Raw genomic sequence first — 21,329 nt, 5'->3', positions numbered from 1 at the left:
ACCCTATGCTGCCTCACTCGCCCGCGACGCAGCCTGAGGGGCTTTCTCTGGCACCGGCACTGCCAGCGCATCCGCCTCAAACTCATCGACGTTAATCGAACGCAGGCGGCTGGCCTCAGCACGCTGCAACACTTCAGCCTCTTTAGCATCAATCCAGCCCTGCTCCAGCGCGCGCTTCGCCAGCGCATCCAGCCGGGTAAAGGAGAGGTGCTGCTTCGTCTGTTTGCACAGCCTGTCATGGATCACTTCTGCCGCCATCACATCCTGCAACGCCTGTTCCAGCTGACCGGCAGGGTTGTGCTCGCTGGGCGTCAGGTACATGCCACGGCCCAGACGGCTGCGGGTAGCTGACGGCTGTTGCAGCAGTTTTGCCAGCTGATGGTCCAGACGGTCAGACGGAGCAGGGCAGTGATGACCGCCTGCAAAAATAGTCATCCGCAATGCGCCCGCGACCAGACGGTTCGGGAAATTACGCAGCAGATCGTCCATCGCGACTTCCGCCTGATGTAACGCATCCTGCACGCCCCAGTGCACCAGCGGCAGATCGGCTTCGTTGCGGCCTTCATCGTCATAGCGTTTCAGCGTCGCCGAAGCGAGATAGAGCTGGCTCAGCACATCGCCCAGACGCGCCGAGATACGCTCACGACGTTTCAGGCTGCCGCCCAGCACCGCCATCGACACATCAGAGAGCAACGCCAGGTTGGCACTGATGCGGTTCAGATGCTGATAGTAACGACGGGTGCCATCGCGGGTCGGGGTGGCGCTGGTGCGTCCGGCGGTTAAGCCCAGCCACAGGCTGCGCATGGTGCTGCTGCCGACATGGCCGATGTGGCTGAACAGCGCCTGATCAAACGCGTTAACATCGTTGCTGGCTGCCGCCGCCATCTCCTGCAGTACATAAGGATGGCAGCGAATCGCACCCTGTCCGAAGATAATCATGCTGCGGGTCAGAATATTAGCGCCTTCCACCGTGATGGCGATGGGCGCACCCTGATAGGCGCGGGCCAGGAAGTTACTGTTACCCAGCATAATGCCTTTACCGCCGGCAATATCCATGGCGTCGATAATGGCGCGCTGACCGCGATGGGTGCAGTGATATTTCACAATCGCCGACAGCACTGCCGGTTTTTCACCCTGCATAATACCGGCGGTAATCAGCGTAGCCGCCGCATCCATCACGTAGGCGTTACCGGCAATGCGCGCCAGCGGCTCTTCAATCCCTTCCATCTTACCGATTGAGACGCGGAACTGACGACGGATATGGGCATAGGCGCCTGTCGCCAGCGCCACACTTTTCAGGCTGCCGGTTGAGTTCGATGGCAGCGTAATGCCGCGACCCACAGACAGACACTCCACCAGCATCCGCCAGCCCTGACCGGCCATTTGTGGGCCGCCGATAATATAGTCAATCGGTACAAAGATATTATTGCCGCGTGTCGGCCCGTTCTGGAACGGCACGTTAAGCGGGAAGTGGCGATGGCCAATCTCCACGCCGGGCGTGTTGGTCGGGATCAGCGCACAGGTAATGCCAGGATTTTCGTTATCGCTGAGCAGATGATCCGGGTCGGAGAGTTTAAATGCCAGCCCCAGCACGGTGGCGATCGGCGCCAGCGTAATATAGCGCTTGTTCCAGGTCAGCCGCATGCCCAGCACCTGCTGACCCTGCCACTCGCCCATGCAGACCACGCCGGTATCGGGGATGGCTCCGGCATCTGAGCCCGCTTCCGGACTGGTCAGCGCAAAGCAGGGGATCTCATCGCCGCGTGCCAGCCGGGGTAAATAGTGATTTTTCTGCTCTTCAGTGCCGTAGTGTTGCAGCAGTTCGCCCGGACCTAATGAGTTAGGCACGCCCACGGTAATCGCCAGAATCCCGGAGACGCCCGACAGTTTTTGCAGCACGCAGGCCTGCGCATAGGCGGAGAAATCGAGTCCGCCATACTCTTTTTTGATAATCATCGCGAAGAAACGATGCTCTTTCAGATAAGCCCAGAGTTCCGGCGGCATATCGGCCAGCTCATGGGTGATCTGGAAGTCATTGGCCATGCGGCACGCTTCTTCTACCGGACCATTAAGAAAAGCCTGCTCGTCGGCAGTCAGGCGCGGCTGCGGATAGTTGTGCAGCTTCTGCCAGTCTGGTTTGCCCTGAAACAGATCGCCTTCCCACCAGGTGGTGCCCGCATCGATCGCTTCTTTTTCGGTGCGTGACATCGGCGGCATCACCTGCTGGAAGCGCTGAAACATCGGCTTTGAAAACAGGCTGCGGCGCAGTGACGGCAGGTTGAACGGCAGCAGGATGATCGCCAGCGGCAACAGTAACCATGGCGTCCAGAGGTGAGCAAAAGCCATCGCAGCAGTCCACAGCAGCAGAATCGCGCTGCTGAGCCGCAACGACAGGCGGTGATAGAACAGGGCGCCAATCAGCGCCACCGTGGCAAGTATCGAGACAACCATCATAATGAACCGCTCCAAGTAGTAAGAGGTCTGACCTGTTATGTAGAGAGGTTTAGAGCAGTTGGGTTGATTTATCAATTTGTTTACATCGCAATTACAACCTGCCTCACAAAAACCGATTTCTGTCCATTTTTGCATCACCCGCTGCAGCGATAATCGCCGCCACTGCCTGGCCAGCCATGGCATGACGCTTTGCGCTGACCGGCCATTCCGTTAAACTTGCTGCGATTAACCTCTCCTAAAAAAGGACATCCCTATGTACCAGGACATTATCCGCTCTGAGCTTAATGAAGCTGCTGATACGCTGAATAAATTCCTCAGCGACGAGGCCAATATCCATGCGATCCAGCGTGCGGCGGTGCTGCTGGCTGACAGCTTTAAGGCGGGCGGCAAGGTGCTTTCCTGCGGTAACGGTGGTTCACATTGCGATGCGATGCATTTCGCTGAAGAGCTGACCGGTCGCTACCGCGAAAATCGTCCTGGCTATCCGGCGATTGCCATCTCTGATGTCAGCCATCTCTCCTGCGTCAGTAATGATTTTGGTTATGACTATGTCTTTTCACGCTATGTGGAAGCGGTAGGGCGTCCGGGCGATGTGCTGCTGGGCCTCTCAACTTCCGGTAACTCTGCCAATATCATTAAAGCGATTGAAGCTGCCCGTGCGCAGGGGATGAAAGTGATCACCCTGACCGGTAAAGATGGCGGTAAGATGGCAGACAGTGCCGACATTGAAATCCGGGTGCCACACTTTGGTTATGCCGATCGCATCCAGGAGATCCACATTAAAGTGATCCACATCCTGATGCTGCTGATCGAAAAAGAGATGGTGAAGTAACTGCGCTGGCCTCCCGCCTGACGGGAGGCCGCTTACTCTAAGGCGGTGGCTATGTGCGAATTGCTCGGGATGAGCGCCAATGTTCCCACGGATATCTGTTTCAGCTTTACCGGTCTGGTTCAGCGTGGCGGTGGAACCGGGCCTCACAAAGATGGCTGGGGCATTACCTTCTACGAAGATAAAGGTTGTCGTACGTTTAAAGATCCGCTGCCGAGCTTTAACTCGCCGATTGCGCGTCTGGTGCAGGAGTATCCGATCAAATCGCATTCGGTGGTGGCGCACATCCGCCAGGCGAATCGCGGGCAGGTGTCGCTGGAAAATACCCACCCGTTTACCCGTGAGTTGTGGGGCCGTAACTGGACCTATGCGCACAACGGGCAGCTCAGGGGCTATCGGCAGCTGGAGACTGGCACATTCCGGCCGGTGGGCGAAACGGACAGTGAGAAGGCGTTCTGCTGGATCCTGCATCAGCTGGCGACGCGCTATCCGCGTACACCCGGCAACTGGCCTGCTGTATTTCGTTTTATCGGGGAGCTTGCCGGCACGTTGCGGCAGAAGGGCGTGTTTAACATGCTGCTGTCAGACGGCCGTTATCTGATGGCCTTTTGCTCCACCAATCTTTACTGGATCACCCGTCGCGCACCCTTTGGCCGGGCGCAGTTACTGGATCAGGATGTGGAGGTCGATTTTCAGCAGCACACCACGCCGCATGACGTGGTGACGGTGATTGCTACGCAGCCACTGACGGCCAATGAAACCTGGCAGCGGATCGTGCCAGGTGAATGGGCGTTATTCTGCCTTGGAGAGCGCCAGGAATGAACGGGAAGCGGCTTCGGGACTGGCTAAAACCGGTGCCGGGCTGCTGTTCATCACATATTTACCGCTGGCGACATTAACCATCGGCGGCTGATGATATTTAGCAAAGTAAGCGTATCCCGGCTGCAGCTGCTGCCAGAAACTGGCATAGGTGGAGTAGCGGTGACGCTGCATATTGCTGTCGGTCATGCGGAATGGATAGATGCTGATGCTGATATCCTGCTGGCCGTTACGCAGCGCGGCATTCACATAGGTAAAAATCTCATCCATATAGGCGTTAGTCATGGCATAGCAGCCAATCGACTTACAGTCGCCATGAATCATCAGGTAATTGCCGCTGTAGCCCTGATTACGATCGTACTGATTCGGAAAGCCGATGTTGATCGCGCGATAAAACCGGCTATCCGGCTTCAGCTGATTCAGCTTCACGTTGTAAAAACCTTCCGGGCTTTTGAAATCGCCTTCACGGCGTTTCGGGCCGAGGCCGCCAGAAAAGTTACAGATGCGGTAGGTGTCCAGCAGGCGGTATTCGTTACCGATTTTGCCGTAGAGTTCGAGCGTGCGTTCTTCCTTGAAGATCTGGATATAGACCGGGGTGCCGAGTAACTGCTTCTTTAATTCTTTGCTGACCGGTGCCGTTGAGACGGGTTCGGGTGTCATTGCCATGCTGAGGGCTGGCAGTAAAATCATCGCAAACAGGAGTGCGATTTTGCCCATGCTGTGTGTACCTTGAGGTGAAGAGAACATGACGCAAAATGTGCGTCTCTGTTTGCATTATCGGAACTGTCCGCTACCGCAGCGCAACATTAAACATTGTCTGTTTTTTTAGCAAGACGGCGTCAGCCAAATTCGCGATTTACTGAAAGATATTCGGCCAGAAATTTGTAAACTTTAATCGTCAGCGCGACAAATATTGCAGTTACCCCTGCCAACTGTATACTTATCCAGTGCCGGAGGGGGTATGCGTAAAATCATTCATGTCGATATGGACTGCTTCTATGCCGCGGTGGAGATGCGTGATAATCCCCAGCTGCGCGACATCCCGATCGCCATTGGTGGCAGCCGCGAGCGTCGCGGCGTGATCAGCACCGCCAACTATCCGGCGCGCAAATTTGGCGTGCGCAGCGCGATGCCAACCGGCATGGCCCTCAAGTTATGCCCGCATCTGCGTCTGCTGCCAGGACGCTTTGACGCCTATAAAGAAGCCTCCGCGCAGATCCGCGACATCTTTACCCGCTATACGCCGCTGATTGAACCGCTCTCCCTCGATGAAGCTTACCTGGATGTCACCGACAGCCCCCACTGTCACGGCTCTGCCACGCTGATGGCGCAGGCGATCCGTGCCACCATCTACCGTGAAACCGGGCTTACCGCCTCAGCGGGCATCGCCCCGATTAAATTTCTGGCGAAGATCGCCTCTGACCTCAATAAGCCGGACGGGCAGTTCGTGATTACCCCGCCGGAGATGTCCGGTTTTCTGCTGACCCTGCCGCTGGCGAAAATCCCTGGCGTCGGCAAGGTCTCGGCCAAAAAGCTGGAAGAGATGGGGCTGGTGACCTGTGGCGACGTGCAGAAGGCGGACTTAGCGCTGCTGTTAAAGCGCTTTGGCAAGTTTGGCCGGGTGCTGTGGGAGCGCAGCAATGGCATTGATGACCGCAGCGTGATCGTTGAGCGCGAACGTAAATCGCTGGGGGTTGAACGGACGCTGGCGGAAGATATCAGCGACTGGGATGCCTGCCTGGAAATTATCGATTTTCTCTACGCCGAACTGGATCGCCGGCTGACGCAGATCCGACCTGACAAGCAGGTGGCGCGTCAGGGCGTCAAACTGAAGTTCAGTGATTTTCAGCAGACGACCCAGGAGCATATCTGGCCGGTGCTGAATAAAGAGGACATGATTGCCATCGCCCGTAAAACCTGGGATGAGCGTCGTGCCGGGCGCGGCGTGCGGCTGGTGGGATTACATGTGACGATGGTGGATCCCCAGCTGGAGCGTCAGCTGCTGCTGGGTCTGTAACCGTAACCGTAACCGTAACCGTAACCGTAACCGTAACCGTCAGCCTCACCGACCGGCAAGGCTGACATCCGATTACTTCTTATATTTCGCCGCCAGGGTCGCAAACCACGGGGCAACGAAATCCTCATTGCTGCCCCAGCCCGGAATGATCTTGTTCAGTGACGCGACGTTCACCGCGCCAGGCTGGCTGTTAAGCTGCTGCTGAGAGATCGATGCCGCTTTAAACTGATAAGTCGCGGGCGTCTCTTCACCGGCAATTTTCTTCGCCACCAGACGCATATTCACCGCGCCAATAGTTTTAGGATCCACCGCTACCGTCTGCACCCACGGGCTGTTTTTCTCGCGCATCAGCTGCAAATCCTGGTTCGAAACATCAATGCTGTAGAGTTTGATCTCGGTACGGCCATTCTCCTGCAGCGCTTTGTAAGCGCCCTGGCTGAAGGCATCCCAGGCACCCCAGATAGCGTCGATTTTGCCTTTCGGGTATTTCGCCAGAATTGCGCCAATTTTATTGGCGGTGTCGCCCTGAACGTCAGTTGAAACCGCACCAATCGACTCAAGCTGATGAATGCCCGGATTCTCTTTCAGCAGTTTTTCATACACCACCTGACGGCGTTCCATCGGCGGGAAACCGGCAACCCATAGCTTGACGATGTTCGCCTTGCCGTTGAAATCATGGATGAGCTGGCCCAGCGACAGCTGCGCCAGTGAAGCGTCATCCTGCGCGGTGACGGTGACGCCCGGGATCGGGCTATCCACCGGCGTATCAAACACCGACAGCTTAATGCCTGCATCGGCAATGCGCTTCACCAGTCCGCTGGCGTAGGGCGCTTTACCGTGCGACAGCACGATGCCGTCATATTTCTGGCTGATCGCCTGATTCACGAAATCCTGGAAGCGCGCATCGTCGCCGTTGCTGAGGAAGGTGCTGACCTTGAAGCCAAGCTGGCGACCCTGCTGAATGGCACCGGCAACAAACTGGGTGGTGTTGTCATCGGAGCCGAGATTGCGGATCACCGCAATACGGATCGGGCCATCATGACTGGCGATAGCCGCAGGCACCGGCGTGACGGTATCCGCGAAGGCGGCGCTGGCGTTCAGCAGGCTCAGGGCCAGCAGCGAGAGTGTTATTTTTTGCATTGTTATCAACTCCGGTAAACGCGCCTCAGCGGCGCTGGATATAGGTGATCGCCAGTGCTAAAGCCAGCACCAGCCCTTTAATAATGTCCATGGCGTAGTAGGGAACAGAGAGCATCACCAGACCGTTCTGCAGCACGCCGAGGATCACCGCACCGACCAGCGTGCCCAGCGCATTCGGCTTGCCGGAACCCGCCAGTGAGAAGCCGATCCACGCCGCCGCGACGGCGTCCATCAGGTAGCCGCTCCCGGCATTGACCTGCGAAGAGCCGATACGCGAGGCGAGCAGAATGCCGCCCAGACCGGCCAGCAGTGAGGCGATCACATAAGCCAGCACCCGATAGCGGGTGGTGCGGATGCCGGAGAGGCGCGCCGCTTCCGGATTGCCGCCCAGCGCATACATCCGGCGACCATGTTTAGTCAGGGAGAGCGCCAGCTGCGCGGCGACGGTGACGACCAGCATAATGATGACGATGGTGGGCACCTGGCCGAGCAGGCCAAACGCCGCCGGAATGGTGCCTTCCGCCATATCACCGCTCGGCAGCACCATGTTCTCGGTGATCGATCCGCCAAAGCTGTAGGTCATCGCCACACCCTGAATCACGAACAGTGTCGCCAGCGTTGCCAGCATGTCGGGAATGCGCAGGATCACAATCAGAAAGGCGTTAAACAGCCCGACCAGAGTGCAGAGCGCCAGGGTGAGCAGGATGGCGGTGGTAGTGCCGAAGCCGTACCAGACAAACAGTGAAATCACTAACGCATTGGCCAGCGAGGCGGTCGATCCGACCGACAGATCAAAGCCGCCAACGGTCAGCGAGATCGAGACGCCGATCGCAATCACCGTGACAATGGCAATTGAGCGCAGAATATTGATGATGTTGTTGGGTTCAAGGAAGCTGTCGGAGGCGAGACCAAAGGCGGCGATCAGGATCACCACCGTGAGCAACATGCCCCATTTATAGAGAAAGTCGAACAACTGGTGACGCCACGGCGAGGCTGTCAGATTCAGGCTGGTTTCTTTGCTGCTCACGCAGGGGTTCCTCCGGTGGAATAGAGCATAAGCGTCTCTTCGGTGACGTCGCGTGCAGCCAGTTCGGCCACAATGCGTCCATCCCAGAGCACGCAAATCCGGTCGCATAAACCGACCAGTTCAGAAAATTCACCCGACGCGTAAATGATGCCTTTCCCCTCGCGCGCCAGGTTATCGATCAGGGTGAAGAGTTCGGTTTTGGCTTTGATATCGACGCCTTTCGTCGGCTCATCGAAAATCAGCACGTCGGCGTTGTTGCGCAGCCATTTGCCTATCGCCACTTTCTGCTGATTGCCGCCGGAGAGACGGCGCAGCGTCTGTGCCGGACCGGTGGTGCGCACCTGCAATTGCTGGATAACCTGCTCCGCCCAGCGCCACGCCTGGCGATGACCAAACAGGCTCCAGCGCGAAAAGCTGTCGTCTGCGCTGACGCTGAGGTTCATTGCCACCGACTCATCAATAAAGATCCCCTCTTTGCGCCGCTCCTCCGGCACCAGCGCCATGCGGCGACTGACGGAGTCATGCGGCGAACGGGGCTGCCACGGCTGGCCATGCAGTTCACCGCGACTGACGCGGCTTTTGCTGGCACCAAACAGCGCCTTACAGAGTTCGGTTTTACCGGCACCGGCCAGGCCTGCAATGCCCAGAATTTCCCCTTTGTGCAATCGTAGCGAGATATCCTGCAGCAGTTGCTCATCATGAAGACCGTCAATCGCCAGCAGCAGCGGCTGAGTCTGCTGCGCACGACGGGCCGGGAAGATATCGGTGAGCTGATGCCCCAGCATCTTCTCCACGATCTGCTCACCGCTCAGTGCCGCCATCGGGCCGGTTTCGATCAACCGGCCATCACGCAGCACCGTCAGCTGGTCACAGATTGCTTTCAGTTCATGGATGCGGTGAGAGATAAACACCACACCGATGCCGCTGGCCTGCAGGCGACGCACCACAGCAAACAGCCGCTCACTTTCATGCTGATCCAGCGGGGCAGTGGGTTCATCCAGAATCAGAAAGCGGCAGTGGTGCGACAGCGCGCGCGCCAGCAGAATTTGCTGCTTTTCAGCCAGGGTACAGCGCTCCACCAGCCGGTTGACGTCCAGCGCCACGTCGAGCTGAGCCAGCAGCGCCCGCGCCTGACGCCGAACCTCGCCCCAGCGATAGCGGTGGCCAGGCTCTGCCAGCCGATCCAGCAGAATGTTTTCTGCGACGCTGAGCTGCGGCACCAGCGCCACGTCCACTTCTTGCTGAACCAGATGAATACCCAGCCGTTTCGCATCACGCGGCGTACGGATGGAGACCGGCTCACCATCCAGCAGGATCTCGCCGCTGTAGTGGCTGTGCGCACCGGAAAGGATCGCCATCAGCGTTGACTTGCCCGCGCCGTTAGCGCCGGTCAGTGCATGTACTGAATGGCCGTCACTGCGGAAATCCACCGACGATAGCGCGGCAAACCCGCCAAAAGCGATGGAGATGTTACGCATCTCAAGGCAGTTTAACCCTGGCATGTCATTACTCTCCTGAAGAATCACTGGCCGCATTTTTTCCTGAACCTTCAGGCGCGGCAACAGCCGAAAGCGCATAAGCTAGCACGAAATCTTATTAGCCATCCAGACATCTGGACATAATGGCGGCTGTGACCAGCGAAGCGCGGGAAAGCGGCGGAATAACGGGGTAAAGGACGGAAAAGGCAGCGAATTATGCTGGGGGAAAGTCACAGGCATAAAAAAACCAGGCCGGAGCCTGGTTTACTTTTTTTGTGACAGAATTACTTTTCTGGCACCACATTCAGCAGGGTGGTCAGCAGTTTCCAGTAAAGGCCAACGCTTTCGATGTGAACCTGCTCATCCGGCGAGTGCGGCCCGGTGATGGTCGGCCCAATCGATACCATATCCATCTCCGGATACGGTTTTTTGAACAGACCACACTCCAGACCGGCGTGGATCACCTGAATGTTCGGGGTCTTATCAAACAGCGCGATATAGGTCTGACGGGTCAGCGCCATAATGGCGGAGTCCGCATCAGGCTGCCAGCCTGGGTAGCCGCCTTTCGCTTTGGTCTGTGCACCGGCCAGCTGGCCCAGTGAGGTCAGCATCTGCACCACATAATCGCGGCCGGTGTCGATCAGCGAACGGATCAGGCAGTTGATCTCTGCATGATCGGCTTCCATGGTCACCACACCGATATTCAGTGAGGTTTCTACTACGCCTTTCGCCACGTCGGAGTTGCGGATCACACCGTTTGGCATGCTGTTGAGCAGGTTCAGGAAGCGATCGCGGCTGTCAGCGTTCAGAGCATCACCCTGATGCGCCAGCGGCTCAGTGACCAGGGCGATGTTCGGCTCTTTGATGCCGTGCTCATTTTTGATGGCGCTCAGGAAGTGCGCCGCCGCTGATTTCAGCGCATCCGCTTTGTGGCTCTCGACCGCCACGGTAGCGAAGGCTTCACGCGGGATCGCGTTGCGCAGCGTACCGCCGCTGAAGGCCAGCAGACGCAGATCCAGTTCAGCAGCGTGTGCCGCCAGGAAGCGCGCCAGCAGTTTGTTGGCATTGCCGAGGCCCATATGAATATCGGCACCGGAGTGACCGCCACGCAGGCCTTTCAGCGTCAGCTTCAGGGTCTGGAATTCAGCAGGCACCGCTTCACGGGTCAGCGGCAGGGTGGTGACAAAGTCGATACCGCCCGCGCAGCCCATGTAGATCTCACCTTCTTCTTCGGAGTCGGTGTTGATCAGGATTTCTGCCTGCAGCCAGTTGGGTTGCAGACCGAATGCGCCATCCATACCGGTCTCTTCAGTCATGGTCAGCAGCACTTCCAGCGGGCCATGCGTCAGGCTGTTGTCAGCCAGTACTGCCAGCGCAGAAGCCATACCGATGCCGTTGTCCGCGCCCAGCGTGGTGCCGCGCGCTTTCACCCACTCGCCGTCAACCCAGGGCTGAATCGGATCTTTGGTGAAGTCATGAACGGTGTCATTATTTTTCTGCGGCACCATATCCAGATGCGCCTGCAGCGCAACCGGGGTACGGTTTTCCATGCCTGCGGTGGCGGGCTTACGAATCAGGATGTTGCCGACCTGATCGCGCTCACACCAGAAGCCTTGCTCTTTGGCCCAGCCGACGATGTAACTCGCCAGCGCTTCTTCGTGAAAAGAGGGATGGGGAATAGAGCAGATCTTAGCGAAAATATCCCACAGCGGCTGTGGAGAGAGTTGAGACAATTCAGACACGACAGGTCTCCTGTGTCAGTGTACCGGCGAGGCCGGACATCGCGAGTTTCCAGTGAAAAATCGCCGTCAGAGAATCTGACGAGCCAGGCCCGAGAATATCACTGTTTTCTACCGGGTGCGCTCTCAGACGCGCTAAAAAGCCGCAACCAGTGCGCGGGTGCTGGTTTTTAGTGCGTCAACTCCTTATAATCTCGCGCAACCTTTTCCCCGTTGCACATTTTTACGCCACCTCGGTTGGCTGGGATTTCTATTCTATGAGCGAAAAATACGTCGTTACCTGGGACATGCTTCAGATTCATGCCCGTAAACTGGCCCAGCGCCTGCTTCCTGTTGAACAGTGGAAAGGCATTATCGCGGTGAGCCGCGGCGGTCTGGTACCGGCTTCGCTGCTGGCACGTGAACTGGGTATCCGCTACGTCGATACCGTCTGCATCTCCAGCTATGACCACGATCATCAGCGCGAAATGAAAGTCCTGAAGCGCGCAGAAGGCGACGGTGAAGGCTTTATCGTGATCGATGACCTGGTGGATACCGGCGGCACTGCCCAGGCGATTCGCGAGATGTATCCGAAAGCGCGTTTCTGCACCATTTTCGCTAAACCGGCCGGTCGCTCACTGGTTGATGATTATATTGTCGATATTCCGCAGGATACCTAGATCGAGCAGCCGTGGGATATGGGTGTGGTCTACATCCCGCCGATTGTTAAAAACTGATTGATACACATCAGACAACGCCCGGTTTTCCGGGCGTTGTGCTTTCTGTGCCTCGCACCCCGAATTGCCGTACAGTACACTTAGCCATCGCCGTTTCTGTTGCAGGAGAAGTGAGTATGTCGAGCAAAAATCTCAGCGAGGAGTTGTTCAAACCGCGCTTTAAACATCCTGAAACCTCATCCCTGGTTCGCCGCCACCATCATGCTACTTCGGATGTCCACTCAGCCCTGGATGGTGACAGCCAGCGTGGCTGGTATCGTATGCTGAATAAGCTGATGTGGACATGGCGTGGCCTGACGCCGCAGGAGATCAGCGAAGTGCTGGCATGTATTGCCATCAGCAATGTTGAACATACTGATGAGACGCTGCTCGACACTGTAATCGGTTTTCGCGGCGGCAACTGGCATTTCGAATGGTGTAAACAGGCGGGTATCTGGCAGCAGAAAGCGCTGGAGGCCACCGACGACAGCGAGGCGGGCGACTACTGGCTACACGCGGCGCATCTCTACAGCGTTGCGGCCTATCCCTATATAAAAGGGGATGAACTGGCCGACCAGGCGCAGACGCTGGCGAACCGCGCCTATGAAGAGGCGACTCAACGCCTGCCGGGCGAGCTGAAACCGCTGACGTTCGCCATTCAGGGTGGCAGCCCGGTTAACGGCTTTCTGCACATGCCGCCTGACGTTGAAGCGCCTTATCCCACCGTGCTGTTCTGTGGCGCGCTCGACTCATTACAGAGCGATCACTATCGCCTGTTCCATGATTACCTTGCACCGCGCGGCATCGCCATGCTGACCATTGATGTGCCGTCGGTAGGCAACTCGGTGAAATGGACGCTAAATCAGGACACCAGCTTTCTGCATCAGCAGGTGCTGCGCGATCTGAAAAACGTGCCCTGGATCGACCATACCCGCGTGGCCGCGTTTGGTTATCGCTTTGGCGCTAACGTGGCCGTACGACTGGCCTATCTGGAATCGCAGCGGCTGCGTGGGGTCGCCTGTCTTGGCCCGATTGTGCATGCGCTGCTGACGCAGACAGCGTTGCAGGATGAGATCCCGGATATGTATATGGATATGCTGGCGAGCCGGCTGGGCATGGCAACTGCCTCTGACAGTGCGCTGCGTACCGAACTCAATCGATATTCGCTGAAAACTCAGGGATTGCTGGGCCGCCGGACGCCGACACCCATGCTGTCGGGCTACTGGCAAAACGATCTTTTCAGCCCGGAAGAGGAGAGCAAGCTGATCGCTAACTCTTCGTCAGACGGTAAGGCGTTGTTGATTCCGGTGAAGCCGATGATGGCCAGTTTCGACAAGGCGCTGAATGAAATTTGCGACTGGCTGGAGAAGCGTTTAAAAAGGTAACTGGCAAAATTTACAGTATTTGCTACAACTAGTAGCGGAATTCTTCCGGGCTGCCGTTAAGCGAAACATGACATCCCCTGGCCGTCCGGAAAATCAAGGCTGTATAGCGGTCAAAATCTATGGAGATTCAGCATGACGTTACCAAGTGGTCATCCCCGCAGTCGCCTGCTTAAGCGCTTTACGGAGCTTGGGCCTTATATTCGCGATGGGAAATGTGGCGAAACCCGGTTCTTTTTCGACTGCCTGGCTGCCTGCGTTAATGTGAAACCGGCACCGGAACTGCGTGAGTTCTGGGGCTGGTGGATGGAGCTGGAAGCGCAGGCTGACCACTTTACCTATGTCTACCATATCGGTCTGTTCGATAAAGAGGGTGACTGGTCGGTGGCAACCATCAAAGGCAAAGAGAATACGGCGCGCGTGGAAGAGACCTTACGGAATTTCCATACCCGTCTGAAAGCGATGCTGAAAGAGTTCGAGCTGGATCTGATTCCGGCCAGCGATTTCGATGAGAAACCGGTGAAGCTGAGCGCCTGATTGGGTGTTTAGAGATTAAAGGGTGAGTTAAAACGTTTGCCCACAAACTGCTGACAAATCTCAAGTAGGGTGAATCTGGCAGCAACGAATAAGCTCAACACGCAGGGAACACGGGCAGAAGAGGAAAGCGTCCCGCGCCAGGGACGGCGCGGGCCGAGCGTGTCAGGGATGACGTCTTTTGCGTCTTTCCGATCTGACCGTGTTCCCTGCGCCAGCTCGATCTCATAGCAGAGCGGGCCAGATGCTGTTAACAAGCAAAGGGCGCGTTGAAAAACGCGCCCTTTTTCATGCTCATACATTCTGTAGCTTATGCTGTCCGGCATTAGCCTGAAATCAGAACTGGTAAGTCACACCCATCGCGACCACGTCATCGTTGTTAATCGACAGCGCGTTGTCATCATCCAGCTGGTTGATTTTGTAATCAACGAAGGCGGACATATTTTTGTTGAAGTAGTAGGTCGCGCCCACGTCGATATATTTCACCAGATCCGCATCGCCGATACCGTTTTCGATATCTTTGCCCTTGGTCTGGACATAGCCAATGGAAGGACGCAGGCCGAAATCAAACTGATACTGCGCCACCAGCTCAATGTTCTGCGCTTCGTTAGCTGCGCCCCGGACGTTTGCGCCTGTATTACGGTTGGTGCCGCTGATTGGCGTCATGTTGCGGGTATCGGTATAGATGGCCGCCAGGTAGACACTGTTAGCATCATACTTCACGCCTGCGCCCCAGGAATCCGCACGGTCACCGCCGCCATAGGCGCGAGCCTGCTGCTGATTGGTACGGTCAGAAGAGGTGATGGCACTCATCAGGCTCACACCGGAATCACCCAGGGCATAGCCCAGTGAGGCACCGTAGCCGTCGCCATTCTGACGGTCATTGTCAGTACGAGTATTGACGCTAGTGGCGTCGTTTTTGCCCTGATACTGCAAGGCAAACTTCAGCCCATCGACCAGACCAAAGAAGTTGTTGTTACGGTAAGTCGCCACACCGGTGGCGCGCTGAGTCATAAAGTTATCGGAGCGGGCTGTACCGTCACCGCCGAATTCCGGGAACACGTCGGTCCAGGCCTCAACGTCATACAGCACACCGTAGTTACGACCATAATCGACCGAACCATACTGCGAGAATTTCAGACCGGCAAAACCAAGGCGGGTTTTGTTGTTGTTGTTAGCGTCACTGCCTTCAGAGTTATTGAGCTTATACTCATATTCCCACTGACCATAACCGGTCATCAGGTCGTTAATCTGTGTCTGACCTTTAAAGCCGATACGGGTATAGGACTTGTCTCCATCCTGGCTGGCATTATCGCTGATGTAGTGCTCAGCTTTAACTTTGCCGTATAAGTCCAGTTTGTTGCCATCTTTGTTATAGATTTCGGCAGCCTGCGCGGCAGATGCCAGCGTCAGCGTGGAGAGGATCATGGCCAGTGTGCTTTTCTTCATTTGCTATCAATCCCAATGTGAACGCCGTAAAAAAATGAAAGTTTTTGTAAAGCACGGACTTTTTACCCGTCGGCGATGAAGTTTTTATGACACTTTTCATGATTTCTTGTTAACCCTGAACTTTTGGTCTACGTCCTTGTCCGCGTAAATTCGTGCTTTTCCCCCGCTGGCTGTTGGCTTCCTTATCGACTCCTGTTAAAACGTCCTTTCGTAAAAATTTTTCACTACGGCAGGAAATATGAGTGGCAGTCAGACCTTAGTGGTCAAATTGGGTACCAGCGTTCTCACCGGCGGCTCCCGCCGGCTGAATCGGGCGCACATGGTGGAACTGGTTCGTCAGTGTGCGCAGCAGCACGCGGCGGGCCACCGCATTGTGATTGTGACCTCTGGCGCGATGGCCGCCGGACGCGAACATCTGGGTTACCCCGAACTGCCACCCACCATCGCCTCAAAGCAGCTGCTGGCTGCGGTGGGGCAGAGCCGTCTGATTCAGCTGTGGGAACAGCTGTTCTCAATCTACGGTATCCATATTGGTCAGATGTTGCTGACCCGTGCCGACATGGAAGATCGCGAGCGCTTCCTGAATGCCCGCGACACGCTGCGCGCGCTGCTGGATAACCACATTGTGCCGGTGATCAATGAGAACGATGCCGTTGCCACCGCTGAAATCAAAGTGGGTGACAACGACAATCTCTCAGCGCTGGCGGCGATGCTCGGCGGTGCCGACAAGCTGCTGCTGCTGACCGACCAGCAGGGACTGTTCACCGCCGATCCGCGTAACAATCCTGAGGCTGAGCTGATCAGTGATGTCCATGTGATTGATGATGCGTTGCGTGCCCTGGCGGGCGACAGCGTATCGGGTCTCGGCACTGGCGGCATGTCGACCAAGCTTCAGGCGGCGGATGTCGCCTGCCGCGCCGGTATCGATGTGATCATCGCCTCAGGCAGTCGCAGCGGCGTGATCAGCGATGTCATTGACGGTAAGCCGGTCGGTACGCGCTTTCATGCGCAGCAATCGCCGCTGGAAAATCGTAAACGCTGGATTTTCGGTGCGCCTCCGGCAGGTGAACTCACCGTCGATGATGGTGCGCTGGCAGCAATTATTGAACGCGGCAGTTCGCTGCTGCCGAAAGGGATCCGTGCTATTCAGGGGAATTTCTCGCGTGGGGAAGTGATCCGTATCCGCAGTTTGCAGGGCAGGGATATCGCGCATGGTGTTTCACGCTACAACAGCGACGCGATGCGGATGATTGCCGGTCATCACAGCCAGCAGATCAGCGAAATCCTGGGCTATGAATATGGCCCGGTGGCGGTTCACCGCGACGACATGATCGTCAGTTAAGGAGCGGACAATGCTTGAAGAGATGGGAAAAGCGGCGCGCGCCGCAGCTTACACCGTGGCCGATCTGTCGACTGCAGAGAAAAATCAGGTTCTGATGACCATTGCCGACCGTCTGGAGGCGGAAAGCGCAGACATTCTGGCGGCCAATGAGCTGGATTTAGCCGATGCGCGTCAGAACGGCATGAGCGCCGCGCTGCTGGACCGGCTGACACTCAATCCGCAACGCCTCGGCAGCATCGCCAGCGATGTGCGCCAGGTCTGCCAGCTGGCCGATCCGGTTGGACAGCTAATTGACGGCGGTCAGCTCGACAGCGGGCTGCGCATTGAGCGTCGTCGCGTGCCGCTGGGCGTGGTGGCCGTAATCTACGAGGCGCGTCCCAATGTCACGGTGGACGTCGCCACTCTGTGCCTGAAAACCGGCAACGCCGCCATTCTGCGCGGCGGTAAAGAGACCTGGCGCACCAATGCGGCCACCGTCCGGGTGATCCAGAACGCGCTGAAACAGCACGGTCTGCCTGCGGCGATCGTTCAGGCGATCGAAAATCCGGATCGCGAGCTGGTGAATCAGCTACTGAAGCTGGATCGCTACGTCGATATGCTGATCCCGCGTGGCGGAGCCGGGCTGCATAAGCTGTGCCGGGAAAACTCCACTATTCCGGTGATCACCGGCGGCATCGGCGTTTGTCATATCTATATTGATGAGACGATGGAGATCGAACCTGCACTTGATCTGATCGTCAACGCCAAGAAACAGCGTCCCAGCGCCTGTAACTCCCTGGAGACGCTGCTGGTGGATCAGGCGATTGCCGATCGTTTCCTGCCCGCCTTCAGCGCGCGTATGGCACAGGAAGCGATTGCGCTGCATGCTGACAGCAACGTGCTGGCGCAGCTGCAGCAAGGCCCGGCATCGGTCACGCAGGTGAATCCGCAGCAGTACAATGATGAGTGGCTGTCGCTGGATCTTAACGTCAAATTAGTGGCGGATATGGATGAGGCGATCGATCATATTCGTACGCATGGCACGCAGCACTCGGATGCCATCCTGACCCGTAATACCCGCAACGCCGCGCGTTTTGTCCGTCAGGTCGACTCCTCAGCGGTCTATGTCAACGCAAGCACCCGCTTCACCGATGGCGGACAGTTTGGCCTGGGTGCCGAAGTGGCGGTCAGTACACAGAAACTCCATGCCCGTGGCCCGATGGGATTAGAGGCGCTGACGACCTATAAATGGATAGCATGGGGCGACGATACGCTCCGGCCATAACTGCCATAATTTTTAACAAAGCGGGAGTCTTTCAGAGACTCCCGTTTTTTTTAGTTCAATTTTTCGGTCCAGTGAAAGATAGAGTTTTCTGCGCATCAGCTTAATTTCCGTTCCGCTCTCGTTACTACTGGCCATTATTCTGGCTGATATTCACGCAATTTTTTACGGAACATTCCTGAAAGCCGGGGCTGTACGCGGCCTGAGGCAATATTTTTTGTCCAGTCGCGGGCTGAAGCGGATAATGATTATCAGCAATGCTTGATAAAGCGGTTAGGTAGTAAACGAGCGGTAATATAAAATGAACTGGTAGCAATAATGAAAATAACATCCAGTATCTCTTCTATGGCTGATTATTAACTAATGGTTAAAAAAGAAAGTACAAGACAAGCTTTCACCGCCAGGCTGATAGCGGCCTGTGAGAGTGCCGGTATTGCCGGACATGGACGTAACAAACAGGTTGCCAGGGCCCTGCAGCAGCAAGGCTGTAAGATATCAACGCCGGGTGTGTGGAAGTGGTTTAACGCGCAGTCAGTGCCGGATGGCGGCAATTTACTGGCTCTCAGTCAGCTACTGGGCGTCAGGGTTGAGTGGCTGCAGTACGGTATGGAACAGCCTGCTGAACCGGTGACGCTAAGTGCGCTCTCCGCTCAGAAGAGTGTGTTTCGGATTGATAGCCTCGACATTGGTCAGCGAAGTGCTGCGGGCCTGCCCGCGCGTGATGAGTTTGTCGAGACTATCCAGGCGATCGAATATGGTCTGGATGAGGCGCGGGTGCTGTTCAACGGGCGCCCGGCGGAAAACATCCGGTTAATCGCTATCAACAGTGACTCCATGGCTGACACCTTTGCGCCGCGCGATCAGCTGTTTGTGGATATCAGCGTGCGGATGTTCGACGGCGACGGCATCTATATTTTCACCCTTGATGAGCAGCTCTATCTCAAGCGCCTGCAGCTGCAGCATAAGAAAATCGCTGTAATATCAGATAATAAGCGCTATGAAACCTGGTATCTCAATCATGATGACGTCACCAGCCTGAAGGTACTGGCCAAAGTGATCATGAGCCAGGCGCGACATTATCAAATCCTCGGTTAAGGCCACTTCTGCCGGTTTTTTCAGGAAGGCTGAAAAAAAAATAATCGGCATAAATTCATAAATTTAACCAGCGGTAAATAAAAAATTAACCAACAGTGTTTGATAAAGCATAAGAACCTGTTAATAATTTGGATATGGATGAACGAAGCAGTTCTTTCAGGGACGAGCCGCTCTTAAACAATTGAGGCGCTGCACAAGCGCGAATCATACCACCCAAAAGTCAGTGAACTTTGGGATGGGGTGGATGCGCAAAATGCAGCGTCGTCAGATGCCGTTTATTTCCCCTCGCTTACTTTCCACCTGACTGCTAATGCAGCCGGGCGGCAAGCGTGCGACCGTGATACGCGACATTCGGGCCCGTTCGGTTCGCCGAAAGCTCGCGCCTGCCACCCCATCGCCAAAGACTCATTCACAGGAGGAGTTATGGCGATAATTCACTATGGCAAAAGCGTTTTTATAGGCAACGCACGTACTCGTCGCCACCGGCGGCGCCAACCTCTCAGCAGCCTGACACAGAGCATCGACGAGGCCCTGAACTTCCCAACTGAAACACCCACCCTGAGACGTGCAGAGCAAATCTGCCAGCGTCAGGTCGCCCCGCGCGTTGACCGCGCAATTACTGCACCCCGCGTCACCAGTCAGGAAACACCCAGTTTCGACAATTGCTGTCTTCCGCACGTTCATCTCTACGCCGTGAGCTGAAACGCGCAGAAAACGCATTTTTCCGTTCCGGCTAACTCTTCGCTTTCTCCAGTTCTCACTGGGCGCAATTTTCTGAATTACTGTTCAGTTTTGCTGCAGGGTCAGTAAGGCCTTCTGCTGCGCCGTGTTGAGTAATGATCAGCGAGCGTTATGTATTTCTTTTCACAAGGCTGAGTTGCTTTAACCCGTCATTGAGGAGTCGTTATGAGCCAGATAATCGCAGTACTGAATTTTGAAGAGGGGTATGTCGACACGCCCTATCTCGACACGCTGGGCTTTCCCACGGTGGCCGGCGGCATTCGCATTGGACCCAAGGGGGCGTCTCTGAGTAATTACGCTTTCCGCGTGCCACGGCGCGTCGGTGATGTCTGGAAGCAGTGCATTCTTGAAAACAAAATTCAGGAGATGCAGGGCAGGGAGCTGCTGCGTAATGCGCTGGCGAAGTGCAACGACGCCCGCACCGACGTGCTGCTGAGCATGGCTTATCAGCTGGGCGTCGAGGGCGTCCTGCAGTTCAAAAACATGCTCAGCGCGATCGTGGCTGAACAGTTTAATGATGCGGCTGACGCGATGATGAACAGCCTCTGGGCCCGTCAGACGCCGGGCCGCGCCAGACGTCACGCGGAGATGATGCGCAGCGGAACCTATGCGGTTTACAGGGGGTTGCTATGAGATGGCTCATGTTTCTCACCGCCGTGCTGACGGCAATCATCATTCTGCTGCTGCTGCAGCGCTTTACCACCCTCCAGTTTGTCTCTCATGCCCGTCTGCTTTTCAAAACCTGGTCTGTCTGGCTTGCGTCGCTGGGTTCCATGCTCAGCGCCTGGGCGCAGTCGTTTCCTTCGGCCGCCGTTGATGCCTGGAGTGCACTGCCCGAAGACGTTAAAGCGATTCTGCCGCACAACTACCTCGGGCTGGTGGGTGCCTTCATGGTGGCGATGGGGGTGATTGCACAATTTGTTCGTCAGAAAAACCTGCTCAATGCGAAGGAGCAGTCTGAAGGAGCGAAGCCATGACTCTGATTACCACCTTACTGGGCGGCAGCTGGCACTGGCTCGCCGCGCTGGCTGGCGTCATTGCGGCACTGGCCGCCAGTTATTTCGGCGGCAAGAAAATCGGCAAAGTGCAGCAAAAAGCGCGTTCTGACGTCGATAACGCGCAACAGGAGGCGTCCCGCGTCACCGCGGTGGCGCAACAGCAACAACATAACCGCGAGGAGGCTAACCGTGTGGCGACTGACAACCATAGCCTTGATGACGCTGCTGCTCGCGACAAGCTGCAGCAGTCGAAATACCACAAACCCTGAGCCGGTGGCGATCACCGACTCTGCCTGCGTACTTTTTTCCCCTCTTTATACCTACGGCGA

20 protein-coding genes are annotated in these 21,329 nt (G+C 56.3%); 13 read left to right on the top strand and 7 right to left on the bottom strand.

Translation table 11 applies throughout. From position 1 onward, the window contains the following. Positions 1-3 precede the first annotated feature (3 nt). Entirely contained in the window at positions 4-2,454 is a 2,451-nt protein-coding gene (gene fadE, locus PAG01S_RS08310; RefSeq protein ID WP_010255176.1) for an acyl-CoA dehydrogenase FadE, read from the bottom strand. A 253-nt stretch (positions 2,455-2,707) separates the two neighbouring features. On the opposite strand from fadE, the gene lpcA reads away from it, so the two are divergent. Then, the gene (gene lpcA / locus PAG01S_RS08305; protein WP_062758298.1) at positions 2,708-3,286 is read left to right on the top strand and encodes a D-sedoheptulose 7-phosphate isomerase; all 579 of its coding nucleotides are present in this window, start codon (positions 2,708-2,710) and stop codon (positions 3,284-3,286) included. Between the two features lie 51 nt (positions 3,287-3,337). Then, positions 3,338-4,105, top strand: a complete 768-nt coding sequence (locus tag PAG01S_RS08300) for a class II glutamine amidotransferase (protein WP_010255181.1) — start codon at positions 3,338-3,340, stop codon at positions 4,103-4,105. Here the strand turns inward: PAG01S_RS08300 and dpaA are convergent. Beyond that, the gene (gene dpaA, locus PAG01S_RS08295; RefSeq protein WP_010255183.1) at positions 4,076-4,819 is read right to left on the bottom strand and encodes a peptidoglycan meso-diaminopimelic acid protein amidase; all 744 of its coding nucleotides are present in this window, start codon (positions 4,817-4,819) and stop codon (positions 4,076-4,078) included. The genes PAG01S_RS08300 and dpaA overlap by 30 nt on opposite strands. Before the next feature lie 244 nt (positions 4,820-5,063). Between dpaA and dinB the strand changes: the two genes are divergently transcribed. After that, positions 5,064-6,119 (top strand): DNA polymerase IV, encoded by a 1,056-nt coding sequence (dinB, locus tag PAG01S_RS08290; RefSeq protein WP_031590388.1) that lies wholly within the window; start codon positions 5,064-5,066, stop codon positions 6,117-6,119. Between the two features lie 72 nt (positions 6,120-6,191). Here dinB and PAG01S_RS08285 read toward each other — a convergent pair whose 3' ends face one another. From PAG01S_RS08285 to pepD, 4 genes are all read right to left on the bottom strand, one after another. Then, entirely contained in the window at positions 6,192-7,259 is a 1,068-nt protein-coding gene (locus PAG01S_RS08285) for a sugar ABC transporter substrate-binding protein (protein ID WP_010255186.1), read from the bottom strand. Between the two features lie 25 nt (positions 7,260-7,284). Next, a complete protein-coding gene (locus tag PAG01S_RS08280) occupies positions 7,285-8,286 on the bottom strand; it encodes an ABC transporter permease (protein WP_010671160.1) in 1,002 nt (333 codons plus the stop codon). After that, positions 8,283-9,788: a sugar ABC transporter ATP-binding protein gene (locus tag PAG01S_RS08275; RefSeq protein ID WP_062758323.1), complete on the bottom strand. Its 1,506-nt coding sequence runs from the start codon at positions 9,786-9,788 to the stop codon at positions 8,283-8,285. The genes PAG01S_RS08280 and PAG01S_RS08275 overlap by 4 nt, the downstream gene beginning before the upstream one ends. 260 nt (positions 9,789-10,048) lie before the next feature. After that, complete coding sequence (pepD, locus tag PAG01S_RS08270; RefSeq protein ID WP_010671162.1) at positions 10,049-11,506, bottom strand: beta-Ala-His dipeptidase; 1,458 nt, start codon at positions 11,504-11,506, stop codon at positions 10,049-10,051. A gap of 254 nt (positions 11,507-11,760) precedes the next feature. Between pepD and gpt the strand changes: the two genes are divergently transcribed. The 3 genes from gpt to crl all read left to right on the top strand — a co-directional run bounded on the left by gpt (position 11,761) and on the right by crl (position 14,117). Next, the gene (gene gpt, locus PAG01S_RS08265; protein WP_062758296.1) at positions 11,761-12,162 is read left to right on the top strand and encodes a xanthine phosphoribosyltransferase; all 402 of its coding nucleotides are present in this window, start codon (positions 11,761-11,763) and stop codon (positions 12,160-12,162) included. Between the two features lie 173 nt (positions 12,163-12,335). Further along, positions 12,336-13,583: an esterase FrsA gene (gene frsA, locus PAG01S_RS08260; RefSeq protein WP_062758294.1), complete on the top strand. Its 1,248-nt coding sequence runs from the start codon at positions 12,336-12,338 to the stop codon at positions 13,581-13,583. A 132-nt stretch (positions 13,584-13,715) separates the two neighbouring features. Then, positions 13,716-14,117, top strand: a complete 402-nt coding sequence (gene crl / locus PAG01S_RS08255) for a sigma factor-binding protein Crl (protein WP_003851176.1) — start codon at positions 13,716-13,718, stop codon at positions 14,115-14,117. A gap of 333 nt (positions 14,118-14,450) precedes the next feature. On the opposite strand, the gene ompC is transcribed toward crl, so the two are convergent. Further along, positions 14,451-15,563, bottom strand: coding sequence for a porin OmpC (ompC, locus tag PAG01S_RS08250; protein WP_062758292.1), 1,113 nt, complete (start codon positions 15,561-15,563; stop codon positions 14,451-14,453). 238 nt (positions 15,564-15,801) lie between these two features. Between ompC and proB the strand changes: the two genes are divergently transcribed. The 7 genes from proB (at position 15,802) to PAG01S_RS08215 (ending at position 21,269) form a co-directional block, all read left to right on the top strand. Then, complete coding sequence (gene proB / locus PAG01S_RS08245) at positions 15,802-16,905, top strand: glutamate 5-kinase (RefSeq protein WP_010255198.1); 1,104 nt, start codon at positions 15,802-15,804, stop codon at positions 16,903-16,905. A 10-nt stretch (positions 16,906-16,915) separates the two neighbouring features. After that, positions 16,916-18,169 (top strand): glutamate-5-semialdehyde dehydrogenase, encoded by a 1,254-nt coding sequence (gene proA / locus PAG01S_RS08240; protein WP_033766601.1) that lies wholly within the window; start codon positions 16,916-16,918, stop codon positions 18,167-18,169. Between the two features lie 360 nt (positions 18,170-18,529). Continuing rightward, positions 18,530-19,261 carry a S24 family peptidase gene (locus PAG01S_RS08235; RefSeq protein ID WP_062758291.1) on the top strand — a complete coding sequence of 244 codons (732 nt, stop codon included), beginning with the start codon at positions 18,530-18,532 and terminating at the stop codon, positions 19,259-19,261. Positions 19,262-19,684: 423 nt separating this feature from the next. Continuing rightward, the gene (locus tag PAG01S_RS22730; protein ID WP_071785064.1) at positions 19,685-19,963 is read left to right on the top strand and encodes a transcriptional antitermination N peptide; all 279 of its coding nucleotides are present in this window, start codon (positions 19,685-19,687) and stop codon (positions 19,961-19,963) included. A gap of 204 nt (positions 19,964-20,167) precedes the next feature. Then, the gene (locus tag PAG01S_RS08225) at positions 20,168-20,635 is read left to right on the top strand and encodes a glycoside hydrolase family protein (protein ID WP_010255203.1); all 468 of its coding nucleotides are present in this window, start codon (positions 20,168-20,170) and stop codon (positions 20,633-20,635) included. Beyond that, on the top strand, positions 20,632-20,979 hold the full coding sequence (locus PAG01S_RS08220) for a DUF7940 domain-containing protein (protein ID WP_010255205.1): 348 nt from the start codon (positions 20,632-20,634) through the stop codon (positions 20,977-20,979). Before PAG01S_RS08225 ends, PAG01S_RS08220 begins: the two co-directional genes overlap by 4 nt. Next, positions 20,976-21,269 (top strand): hypothetical protein, encoded by a 294-nt coding sequence (locus PAG01S_RS08215; protein WP_033766602.1) that lies wholly within the window; start codon positions 20,976-20,978, stop codon positions 21,267-21,269. Before PAG01S_RS08220 ends, PAG01S_RS08215 begins: the two co-directional genes overlap by 4 nt. Positions 21,270-21,329: the final 60 nt, after the last annotated feature.

The sequence above is a fragment of the Pantoea agglomerans NBRC 102470 genome (genome assembly GCF_001598475.1).
GTDB classification, from domain to species: Bacteria; Pseudomonadota; Gammaproteobacteria; order Enterobacterales; family Enterobacteriaceae; genus Pantoea; species Pantoea agglomerans.
Note: the sequence above shows the minus strand (reverse complement) of the source record. Positions and strands in the feature narration are given on the sequence as shown.

Bases quoted from the DNA above. Each gene is read 5' to 3' on its own strand.
- PAG01S_RS22730 (WP_071785064.1), top strand. From the start codon at position 19,685: ATGGCGATAATTCACTATGGCAAAAGCGTTTTTATAGGCAACGCACGT.
- proB (WP_010255198.1), top strand. From the start codon at position 15,802: ATGAGTGGCAGTCAGACCTTAGTGGTCAAATTGGGTACCAGCGTTCTC.
- crl (WP_003851176.1), top strand. From the start codon at position 13,716: ATGACGTTACCAAGTGGTCATCCCCGCAGTCGCCTGCTTAAGCGCTTT.
- dinB (WP_031590388.1), top strand. From the start codon at position 5,064: ATGCGTAAAATCATTCATGTCGATATGGACTGCTTCTATGCCGCGGTG.
- PAG01S_RS08215 (WP_033766602.1), top strand. From the start codon at position 20,976: ATGACTCTGATTACCACCTTACTGGGCGGCAGCTGGCACTGGCTCGCC.
- frsA (WP_062758294.1), top strand. From the start codon at position 12,336: ATGTCGAGCAAAAATCTCAGCGAGGAGTTGTTCAAACCGCGCTTTAAA.
- PAG01S_RS08275 (WP_062758323.1), bottom strand. From the start codon at position 9,788: ATGCCAGGGTTAAACTGCCTTGAGATGCGTAACATCTCCATCGCTTTT.
- PAG01S_RS08235 (WP_062758291.1), top strand. From the start codon at position 18,530: ATGGTTAAAAAAGAAAGTACAAGACAAGCTTTCACCGCCAGGCTGATA.
- lpcA (WP_062758298.1), top strand. From the start codon at position 2,708: ATGTACCAGGACATTATCCGCTCTGAGCTTAATGAAGCTGCTGATACG.
- PAG01S_RS08285 (WP_010255186.1), bottom strand. From the start codon at position 7,259: ATGCAAAAAATAACACTCTCGCTGCTGGCCCTGAGCCTGCTGAACGCC.
- fadE (WP_010255176.1), bottom strand. From the start codon at position 2,454: ATGATGGTTGTCTCGATACTTGCCACGGTGGCGCTGATTGGCGCCCTG.
- PAG01S_RS08225 (WP_010255203.1), top strand. From the start codon at position 20,168: ATGAGCCAGATAATCGCAGTACTGAATTTTGAAGAGGGGTATGTCGAC.
- dpaA (WP_010255183.1), bottom strand. From the start codon at position 4,819: ATGGGCAAAATCGCACTCCTGTTTGCGATGATTTTACTGCCAGCCCTC.
- PAG01S_RS08220 (WP_010255205.1), top strand. From the start codon at position 20,632: ATGAGATGGCTCATGTTTCTCACCGCCGTGCTGACGGCAATCATCATT.
- ompC (WP_062758292.1), bottom strand. From the start codon at position 15,563: ATGAAGAAAAGCACACTGGCCATGATCCTCTCCACGCTGACGCTGGCA.
- gpt (WP_062758296.1), top strand. From the start codon at position 11,761: ATGAGCGAAAAATACGTCGTTACCTGGGACATGCTTCAGATTCATGCC.
- proA (WP_033766601.1), top strand. From the start codon at position 16,916: ATGCTTGAAGAGATGGGAAAAGCGGCGCGCGCCGCAGCTTACACCGTG.
- PAG01S_RS08300 (WP_010255181.1), top strand. From the start codon at position 3,338: ATGTGCGAATTGCTCGGGATGAGCGCCAATGTTCCCACGGATATCTGT.